The organism is Klebsiella sp. TF21-TM (genome assembly GCF_019753495.1).
Lineage (GTDB): Bacteria > Pseudomonadota > Gammaproteobacteria > Enterobacterales > Enterobacteriaceae > Klebsiella > Klebsiella quasipneumoniae.
On record NZ_JAIJYL010000057.1, the window covers coordinates 1 to 8,617 of the forward strand.

16 protein-coding genes and 2 pseudogenes are annotated in these 8,617 nt (G+C 52.4%); 9 read left to right on the plus strand and 9 right to left on the minus strand.

Going from position 1 to position 8,617, the window contains the following annotated elements; translation table 11 throughout:
• From K5R89_RS26070 to K5R89_RS27650, 9 genes and pseudogenes are all read right to left on the minus strand, one after another.
• Nucleotides 1–95: pseudogene (locus tag K5R89_RS26070) on the minus strand (adenine methylase); the annotation flags it as partial.
• On the minus strand, nucleotides 92–520 hold the full coding sequence (locus K5R89_RS26075; RefSeq protein WP_147733629.1) for a regulator: 429 nt from the start codon (nucleotides 518–520) through the stop codon (nucleotides 92–94). The pseudogene K5R89_RS26070 and the gene K5R89_RS26075, both read right to left, overlap by 4 nt.
• A complete protein-coding gene (locus K5R89_RS26080; protein WP_217259594.1) occupies nucleotides 517–1,197 on the minus strand; it encodes a lambda exonuclease family protein in 681 nt (226 codons plus the stop codon). Before K5R89_RS26080 ends, K5R89_RS26075 begins: the two co-directional genes overlap by 4 nt.
• A complete protein-coding gene (bet, locus tag K5R89_RS26085) occupies nucleotides 1,194–2,039 on the minus strand; it encodes a phage recombination protein Bet (RefSeq protein ID WP_032444954.1) in 846 nt (281 codons plus the stop codon). The genes K5R89_RS26080 and bet overlap by 4 nt, the downstream gene beginning before the upstream one ends.
• A 15-nt stretch (nucleotides 2,040–2,054) precedes the next feature.
• Nucleotides 2,055–2,339 (minus strand): host nuclease inhibitor GamL, encoded by a 285-nt coding sequence (gene gamL, locus K5R89_RS26090; protein WP_023342708.1) that lies wholly within the window; start codon nucleotides 2,337–2,339, stop codon nucleotides 2,055–2,057.
• Nucleotides 2,340–2,419: 80 nt separating this feature from the next.
• Nucleotides 2,420–2,626 carry a phage encoded cell division inhibitor protein gene (locus tag K5R89_RS26095; protein ID WP_008807814.1) on the minus strand — a complete coding sequence of 69 codons (207 nt, stop codon included), beginning with the start codon at nucleotides 2,624–2,626 and terminating at the stop codon, nucleotides 2,420–2,422.
• Nucleotides 2,619–2,729 carry a hypothetical protein gene (locus tag K5R89_RS26100; RefSeq protein ID WP_032429701.1) on the minus strand — a complete coding sequence of 37 codons (111 nt, stop codon included), beginning with the start codon at nucleotides 2,727–2,729 and terminating at the stop codon, nucleotides 2,619–2,621. Before K5R89_RS26100 ends, K5R89_RS26095 begins: the two co-directional genes overlap by 8 nt.
• A 578-nt stretch (nucleotides 2,730–3,307) precedes the next feature.
• Complete coding sequence (locus K5R89_RS27645) at nucleotides 3,308–3,691, minus strand: S24 family peptidase (RefSeq protein WP_151360543.1); 384 nt, start codon at nucleotides 3,689–3,691, stop codon at nucleotides 3,308–3,310.
• Between the two features lie 72 nt (nucleotides 3,692–3,763).
• A pseudogene (locus tag K5R89_RS27650) lies at nucleotides 3,764–4,030 on the minus strand (helix-turn-helix domain-containing protein); the annotation flags it as partial.
• Nucleotides 4,031–4,098: 68 nt separating this feature from the next.
• Here K5R89_RS27650 and K5R89_RS26110 point away from each other — a divergent pair.
• From K5R89_RS26110 to K5R89_RS26150, 9 genes are all read left to right on the plus strand, one after another.
• Nucleotides 4,099–4,326 carry a Cro/Cl family transcriptional regulator gene (locus K5R89_RS26110; RefSeq protein WP_032431544.1) on the plus strand — a complete coding sequence of 76 codons (228 nt, stop codon included), beginning with the start codon at nucleotides 4,099–4,101 and terminating at the stop codon, nucleotides 4,324–4,326.
• Between the two features lie 40 nt (nucleotides 4,327–4,366).
• Nucleotides 4,367–4,588: a CII family transcriptional regulator gene (locus tag K5R89_RS26115; RefSeq protein ID WP_004139615.1), complete on the plus strand. Its 222-nt coding sequence runs from the start codon at nucleotides 4,367–4,369 to the stop codon at nucleotides 4,586–4,588.
• Nucleotides 4,589–4,673: 85 nt separating this feature from the next.
• A complete protein-coding gene (locus K5R89_RS26120) occupies nucleotides 4,674–5,471 on the plus strand; it encodes a DNA-binding protein (protein ID WP_217259593.1) in 798 nt (265 codons plus the stop codon).
• Entirely contained in the window at nucleotides 5,468–6,358 is an 891-nt protein-coding gene (locus K5R89_RS26125) for a replication protein (RefSeq protein WP_217259592.1), read from the plus strand. Before K5R89_RS26120 ends, K5R89_RS26125 begins: the two co-directional genes overlap by 4 nt.
• Nucleotides 6,359–6,360: 2 nt before the next feature.
• On the plus strand, nucleotides 6,361–7,212 hold the full coding sequence (locus K5R89_RS26130; RefSeq protein ID WP_223835561.1) for an ATP-binding protein: 852 nt from the start codon (nucleotides 6,361–6,363) through the stop codon (nucleotides 7,210–7,212).
• Nucleotides 7,209–7,502: a protein ren gene (locus K5R89_RS26135; protein WP_012542626.1), complete on the plus strand. Its 294-nt coding sequence runs from the start codon at nucleotides 7,209–7,211 to the stop codon at nucleotides 7,500–7,502. The genes K5R89_RS26130 and K5R89_RS26135 overlap by 4 nt, the downstream gene beginning before the upstream one ends.
• 2 nt (nucleotides 7,503–7,504) lie before the next feature.
• The gene (locus K5R89_RS26140; protein ID WP_217259605.1) at nucleotides 7,505–7,909 is read left to right on the plus strand and encodes a hypothetical protein; all 405 of its coding nucleotides are present in this window, start codon (nucleotides 7,505–7,507) and stop codon (nucleotides 7,907–7,909) included.
• Nucleotides 7,906–8,448 carry an HNH endonuclease gene (locus K5R89_RS26145; protein WP_101850567.1) on the plus strand — a complete coding sequence of 181 codons (543 nt, stop codon included), beginning with the start codon at nucleotides 7,906–7,908 and terminating at the stop codon, nucleotides 8,446–8,448. The genes K5R89_RS26140 and K5R89_RS26145 overlap by 4 nt, the downstream gene beginning before the upstream one ends.
• Nucleotides 8,445–8,617 (plus strand): DUF4752 family protein (locus tag K5R89_RS26150; protein WP_064184949.1); only part of this gene is annotated, 173 nt, incomplete at its 3' end. The genes K5R89_RS26145 and K5R89_RS26150, both read left to right, overlap by 4 nt.

Genomic DNA, 8,617 nt, shown 5'->3' on the forward strand with positions numbered 1-8,617 from the left:
ACCGGATACTTGAAACCGGCACCACGTTTCCCGTCGGCGGCTTTATCACGGAACATCCATGGAGGGTCAGCATAGATAAGTGAGTAGCGGTTCATAGGACTGACTCCATTTCATCGATATAGAGGCCAGATGCGATAAGCCGGCGGCGCCGGGCCGCTTTATCAATACATTTCTGGCGGTTGCCAGAGGCGGCCTGAGCTATCGAGCGCTTAGTGAACAGGCGCGTTTTACCCTGCGGGGTAATGACCTTTGGCCTTGTGATCAGGTCAAAGGTGCGATCGCAGATGCCGTCCTCGTTGAGCCAGGTTTCCGATGCGATCAGCTGTGCAATGCGGCCTTCTCCCCTGGTAATACCGTTCGCAACGCGGTTAAATTCAACAAGCGTCACGCCGAACTTCTCCGCTATTTCGCTGCCGGTAACAGGGCGGCCGCGCGTCTGGATCATCCAGATCACACGCTCGCGAAGGCCGGAGAATTTCCCTTCTTTGCCGGGCCTGCGGTAAAATGGAGTGCGTTTCATTTCCACTGCTCCCCGAAGGTAAAACCGATCTCCGCCAGCGATTCATCCATCTTGCTGATGAACTCCGGCACCATTTCGTTGAAGACGCTCATGTATTTGTCGTCGCGCTCAACAACCACGTGGTGAATGCCTTCTCGCTTCATGCGAGGGTCATAATTCGCGAAATACCATGCATCCTTACCGGTTACCCACATGCTGAATTGCACCTGGGCCATGTAGGCGGATTTGATAGCCTCGAAGCCGCCAAGCCGGAATTTCATGAAGTCGCGAGAGGTGAAAGGGCACTTCAGCTCAAGGCCGCGACCATCACTGCACAGGCCATCAGGTGAGCAGGCGGTGCGCATACCCTCGTCACGGAAAAGGATCGGCGACTCGGTTACCTGCACATCGGTGGTGAACTCAAACAGGGTACGAGCGTCGGCCTCATACTGTTTCCCCCAGGCCAGCGCCTTGGCGTTAATTTCCGGCGCCACGCCGGTGCACACTTCGGCAAGGAGCGTAAGGAAGTAGGACATCTTCATATCAGTCCACTTGGTGCCTGATCTCGGCTTGGAAATGACGTTATGGACTTCCGAGGCGGTGATCACGCCCAGGCGTAAGCGGTGCCAGGATTCATCTCCCTGTTCTACGCGGGTAACGTCAATGCCAGTTCGCTCGAGGATAATTTCTGGTGTCATGCTGCCACCTGCGCTTTTTTCTGGAGGAAGCTAAAGCCTTTCTGCGCTTCTTCTTCGGTGAGTTGTGATGCCTGGAAAATGTCACGCTTGAAGATGTTGCTGCACAGAGGCAGGAAGTCCTGCTCCCAGTCCTTATTCAGGGACGTCAGGAGGTCGGTAATTGCCTGCAGCGTTTCCTCACTGGCCACCAGGGGGAGTGCCTCTGTAGTGCTGCGCGGCGTTACGTCACGCGCATCCACTTCCAGCGTTTTACCTTCCATCTCTTCGGCAGTGGGCTGCTGGCCAATTTCAGGCCATGCCTTACGCAGAGCCTGAGCCTCGGCACACTTCGCCAGCTGGCCATAAGGGCGCTTTTTCCACATTGCGTTTGGCGCGGTAGTGTCGCGGCCGGCGGTGGCATAGTTCTCAACCCAGTATTCTTTCGCGCTGAATTCGACGATCTCCCCGCTCGGCATGCGCTTGCTGACCGTGTACTTGCACCATTGAGGGACTGTCACCTCAACACCGGTAAGCGTCAGAGTGACGTCCGGGCCGAACTCTGGTTCTTTTGCGCCAGCGTAATCACCGGAGCGATCGGCCTGAATCCGATAAAGCCCGATGCCAGGCATAACCACATCGCGCCACTCGCTTTTACCCGACTTCGAGTCCTTAACGCTCATTGGCACCAGATGAACGGGCTTCAGAAGCGGATCGAGGTTTCTGGCCCGGCAGTAGTCCAGCGCCATCATTACCGATTCGTCTTTGGCGCCAGGGTAAATACTGTTTTTGAGGGCGCTCCAGGTGGCGCCGTCAATGCCTCGCTCAGCAAGAGAGCTGGCTGTAATCACAAGTTCGTTAGCCATTGCTATTCCCCAAAGTTAAAACGGGCAGCCGGTGCGGTGGTCCCAGTCGTATTCCGCCTGGGCGTAAGCTACTGCCGAAATGAAATCGTTATATGCCTCTCCGGCGGAATCGCTGCGGAGGCCTTCATATGGGCTTTTGTCCATCGGTACAGAGAAGCGGAACAGGCCTGACGGCTCTTTCGGTAGGGCGTCGATAATTTCCTGCGCCCGATCGTCAATCCACTTTTGCTTCTCTTCGGTGAGCGTTTGCTCGGCCCACTTACGCTCTTCGATCACGTCATATGCGCGGTATGCGTTCATAGCTCGCTCCTGAAATTTGGTTGTAAGAATCCCGGCGCGATGAAAGCCGCCTGATAGCTCAGTTAAATTCTTCGTTTCGATTACCGGCTGAGACCTTGTCCCAACCCGTTCAGATAAACTTCAACCAGCAAGTCGGTTGTGTAAGTCCGCTCAATCCCGCGATGCAGGTAGAGGCGGCCGCGTTTATTTGCTGATGCTGTCCAGGTGCTTTCCCGATGCTTAACGAGCATCCCTGGCAGAACGGCGCCGCGGTTAACGGTCTGTGTCCCGTAATGATGACTAACCATTGAACACCCCCGTAACGTGCAGGATTTTGATAATCAACGCTGTCCAGATAACGCCGCAGATCAGCAGGCAGTAAATCAGTGAACGAATGCCGTTTCTGCTCATGCTGAACCACCAGGCATCAGGCAGAATGCGCTTGCTATCAGTACGCATACGACGATGGCGAATGCGTGTGCCAGAAACTTAAACCACTCAGTTTTATCTTCTTCACGGATCATCTCTTCACCTTTGCCTTATCGCGGCTAACGGGACGTTTTGACTTCACCCCGGCGTTGCCGGTGTTGTTTGGATGAGATGATAATGTACTAATGGTTCATCAATGTAAAGTACCAAAAGTACATTTTTGATTTGGTAATAGTTCATTTCAATGTAAGTCAATGAACTTAAAGTATAATTATTTTATGTTTTGTTTTTGGTAGGGGTTGTTTGGCAGTGGAGCTGGCACTGGACGTGCTGATGCTGAGGGAAGAGTAGGGCAGTAAAAATCCGGCGCGGTGGCCGGATCAAAAGTTATGCTGCAGTTTGCAATTACCGGTCTGGCTTATTCAAAGTCATCCCGCTCATCCCTTCGCTTGAAGAAAATCTTATCTAGCCTGAGCACGATCCCAACCAGTCCGATAATCAGCAAAGTAATGAGTATTGGGATAATCAGATCAGACATGCTTCCTCTGCGTGCTAAGGCTTTACCCGTGCTTCCTGTACGTCTGCGGCATGCTGCCGATCACCTTGCCGAACACGAACACCCGATTCATCTCATCTTTCTCGATCGGTTCCCAAGGGGCATAGCTCTTGTTGTCAGATATAACCAGCAGCTTGTCCTTCATCTTTTGCAGGCGCTTAACATGTGCAGTGTCGTCGTACAGGAAGGCGTAAATTCCATCACCGTCAAACTTCCTTACGCTGACGTCGACGAACAACAGATCTCCCGGCTCAATCGTACCTGACATACTGTCGCCGCGGACGTTGATAATCCTGATGTTCTCAGCTTTGCGCCCATCAAACATATGGTTAGCCTCAGCTGGCGCATACTCAACTGAACGGAGTATCTCAACGAACTCTTGGTTTATCACCCCTGGACCAGCGCTGACGGCGATATCCAAGAGGTCAATCCTAAAGATGTCTTTTCGATTGGTTGCCGATCCTGGTTCAATACCATCATCGTCAGCATCGCCAAGTAGGTAGGATGCAGACGTGCCTATATGGGACGCTAAAGCCTGTAGCGTCCCCCTCCTTGGTATTGACTCCCCATTAAACCATTTGCTCACGGCCTTCGGTGTCAACTTCATTCTCTTGGCGATCTCAGCCTGGCGACCGTGTGGCATCAATCCAGCTTTATCGCAGGCCAGCGCTAGCCTCAGAGAAAATTCTTTTCGCGCTCTTTCTTCGTGAACCATATGTTCAATCATAATATCACTTGCGTGAACTATCAGTTCCGACTTAATATGTACTTACAGTTCATTATTGAGGGTTAAACATGGCACCTAACAGTCTTGGCGAAATCATCAAAAAGATTCGCGTTCCTGTTGTAGCTAAAGCCTGTGGTTGCTCTCCGCGCGCAATTTACAAGTGGATTGCCAACGGAAGCCTGCCGAGAACGGACTACACCGACGAGACCAATTACGCAGAAAAAATCGCTCTCGCTTCTGGCGGCCAGTTTACTGCTGCGCAGATCCGGGAAGTCAGCAAGCCTAAAGCCGCCTGACTGGCGGCCATTCCAAACAACACCAGAGGAAGTATCACAAATGGAGAGTTCAACGACACGCAACAAAGTGGAGGCTCGCAGGATAGAAAGCTGGTTACACAGCCAGATAGCTGAACTGGGGACCACAACTATAGCCAAAGTGGCCGGAGTGAATAAGTCGACGGTGAGTCGCTGGCGGGAAAGTCTGCTGCCGAACATGTCGCTACTGCTGGCCATCCTGATTTCTAACAGGCCGGGAGAGAAAGGTGACTTTGAAGCATGAGTGGGAACAGAAGGGCGAAAGCCGCAGTGCGGTAACACTAACGGCTTTCTACGCGAATTAACTGGATCAATTCACAGGAGTAATTATGAGTTCACTTTACCAGCTTTACAAGCACAAAGACAAAAACGGCACCGGAACGGTGGTGAACAAAACTTACACCGTTCCTTTGTCTGAACTGTACGTCGAGCCCGGCCTGAATATCCGAGAAATCGACCAGGATCACGTCGCTGAATTCCGCGATGCGTTTATCGCCGGCGAGTCGGTGCCTCCGCTAGACGTCCAGGTTACCGAGAGGGGCGTGAAGGTTATCGACGGTCACCACCGCTATTACGGCGCCATTGAGGCGACGAAAGCAGGTGCTGACATCATCCGTCTTGAGTGCAAAGACTTCGTCGGGAACGAAGCTGACCGGATCGCCTTCATGGTCACCCGGAACCAGGGAAAACCTCTCACTGCTCTGGAACGCGCAGCTGCATATCAGCGTTTGAGAAATCAGGGGTGGGAGCCGGACGAAATCGCGAAGAAGGTTAAGCGTTCTTTGTCCGACGTCGACTATCACCTGCATTTGCTGACCTGCGGAGAAGAGCTGATCGGCATGGTGCGTGCCGGCGAGGTATCCCCGACAACTGCGGTTGCACTATCCCGCGAGCACGGCCCCCAGGCAGCCTCTGTAGCCGTTCGCCAGATGGATAAGGCCAGAGCGTCAGGTAAATCGAAATTAACCCGCAGCGCGGCGCTGCCGCAGTTTAGCGCAGCAAAGGCGCGCCAGTTTCTCCAGATAGTCGCTGATCAGGCTGACATTGAACTGCCAGCTGATGCGCGCGCCATCCTGGACAACTATCGCGAATTCCTGGAAGAGGCCGGCTGGGAGAGTAAAGCATGAACACCGCAGAAATACTCAACTTCCCCATGGCCGATATGGGGATACAGGAGCAACGTGTGGCCGACACAGACGATGGTTACACCCGTCTGGCGAACGAGCTTTATGAAGAGCTTATCGGTGCGAACCTGACCAAAAATCAGGCCAAGGTAGCTCATGCATACTGCCGGAAAACCTACGGGTTCAATAAAAAAATGGACCGTATCGCTGATACTCAGATCGCGAAGATGACCAGGCTGCCACGTCAGAAGGTCAACGTTGCCAAAAAAGAGCTTCTCTCAATGCATGTTCTGGTTGAAGAGGGTGATCTCATTGGCCCTAACAAAAACCTCCATGAGTGGGCTTTACCTGAAACCAAGAAGGGACCTCAGTGTAACTACGGTGGTGACACAGTCTGTCACCATGATAGTGACAGTCACCACGGTGGTGACAGTGTCCCTATGGCGGTGACAAAAAGTGTCACCAAAACGGTTACAGCGCTGTCACCAGAACAGGGACACACAAAAGACACTATTACAAAAGACAATAAAGACAATATTAATAACCCCCCTAAATCCCCCCGGGCGGTTTCGTTCGATGCGTTAGCTGTTCAGTTGCCTGACTGGCTTTCTGCAGAAATCTGGTCGTCATGGGTGGCATATCGTCGCGACCTGAAAAAGCCGATCAAGTCTCAGCAGACGGTCACCCAGGCTATCAACCTACTGGACCGCTGCAGACTGAACGGTTACACGCCCGAAGAAATTATCAACCGCAGTATCGCCAATGGCTGGCAAGGCCTGTTTGAGCCAAATGGTGCCAAGCCTCAACCAAGTCAACAGGTGCGAGTTGCCGAAAATTTCGCAGGGAAGGATTACGGGCAGACTGAAATCCCATCATGGGCGAGGGACTGATCATGGAACTGGAAGAAAAAATCACTGCCATTGAGCGGATGCTTGATCAGCTGAGTAAGCCACCGGAAGACATCCCGAATTGCGAGGTGGTTATCGAGCGCGTCTGTTGCGAAAAGCATGGCGAGTATGAGCAGCGCAAGCGGATTCTGACCAGCAGCATCATCAATCTGCCATCACCGCCGACACGCTGCCCGGGCTGCCTGGAAGACGAACTGAATTTTCTGAAGGATGAAAAGGTTCGCTGGGATAAGCGAGTTCGCCAGCAAACTGCAGAAAGGCTGCTTCGCCAGCTGGATATACCAGAGCGATTCTCCACGTGCACTCTGGACAGCTACAAGCCTGTTGGGAAGGATTCTGAGCGAGCATTACGGGTCTGCCAGGCCTACGCATCGAAATGGACTGATCGCCTCCAGCAGGGAGGTGGGTTGGTTATGTGTGGCAAGCCTGGTACCGGTAAAAACCACCTTGCGCTGGCCATTGCCCGCCATGTGATTGAGCACCACCAAAGCTCAGTCATTTTCACGACGGCGCTCAAGATTGCCCGGGAGTTTAAATCGACCTGGTCAAAAACAGCCACGCGCACTGAGGATGAGGTGATCAGCTACTTCACGAAGCCAGACCTTCTGATTGTCGATGAGGTTGGTGTGCAGTTTGGCAGCGAAGCCGAGAAGATGATCATGTTTGAAATCATCAACACCCGCTACGAGCGCCTGAAGCCGACGATCCTTATCAGCAACCTGCCGAAGGATGAGCTGACGCAGTTTATCGGCGAGCGCGTCATCGACCGCATGAACGACGGCGGCGGATGCACGATTTCGTTTACCTGGGACAGCTATCGGGAGAACCGGTCATGACAGGCAAAGACGCAATTCTGAACTACCTGAAAACGCATAAAACCTGCAGCTCTCCTGATGTGGCCGCGGCTTCAGGAATGACGCATACCTGCATCAACCAGGCTGCAAATATCCTGGCAAAGCAGGGGGTACTGGTAGCGGAAGCTCGGGTGTGGCGGACGGTTTACTACCGGCTGGCCACCGAAGAAGAAATTTCAGGCAGGAAGAGCACCAATCAGATTTTCAACGAGTGTCGGCAAAGCCCGGCGATGAAGCGGGTACTGGCTGTTTACGGGAGAACATCAGCATGACAATCACACTACAGGCAGTAAACGAGCTCATCGCCTCCCTTGATAGCGCGGGCCAGCTGTCGATCAGAGAGCAGAAGTTCCTGAAGCTGGCGAAAGCGTTTAAGCAGCTGGCTGCGGAGAATGTGGCTCTGAAGTCTGGCGTTGCAGAAGAAATTGAAGTTATCAATCGCGGCGGTCAGATGTACTGCGTGAAGGACGGCATGTCCATAAATCCGATATATGCGCGCGGATGGAATGACCACCGGGCTAATGTGACGGCATTGCAAACGCCCGCCACCGATCGCATCGTAGCCGGGATTAAGGCTGATGGGGTGGAGGAGTTTGCAAAGTACATCTCACTCTACAGTAGCAACTCGGAACGGCATGCTGATGACTTCGCCAAGCGGCTGCGCGAAGGAGGTAAATGAATATGATTTACCCTAACCAGCAACGACTTAAGGAGTTGTTTGATTACAACCCTGAAACCGGAATTTTCACGCGATTAAAAACAGTCAAGTCTAATGCCATGGCAGGAGATATCGCAGGTAGAAAAGGTAGCTATGGGTACATTCATATATCAATAGACGGTTCGAGCTGTCTCGCTCATCGCCTAGCTTGGATTTATGTGCATGGAAAACTTCCGGAAGGAATCATCGATCACATCAACGGCATCAGAAATGATAACCGGATATTAAATCTTCGCGAAGCTACAGACGCTGAGAATAAGCGCAATGCTCGCACCCCATTAAGGAATACATCTGGCGTAAAAGGTGTCTCTTGGGCAAAGAGAGAGAAAAAGTGGCAGGTGCATATGAAGCTGGACGGAAAAACATACTGGTTTGGATATCACCGAGACTTTGAGGTTGCAAAGGAAGTGGCGAGGAAGGCTAGACAGAGCCTCCATAAAGAATTTGCCAATCATGGTGATAGAACCGATTTTTCTCTGCGCGAGGGGGCCGACAAATGAGCATCGCCACTTATCTCAATACCGGTTTAGCCATTCTTGGATGGGCATACATCATGGTTAAAACAGGCCAGTGGATTACCAAAAATGCTCTGAGGCAGTGGGACAAGCGTCGTAAGGAATCTCGCCGCCAGAAGGCTGTGAATGAGTTTTATGACGCCTTTGAGCTTAA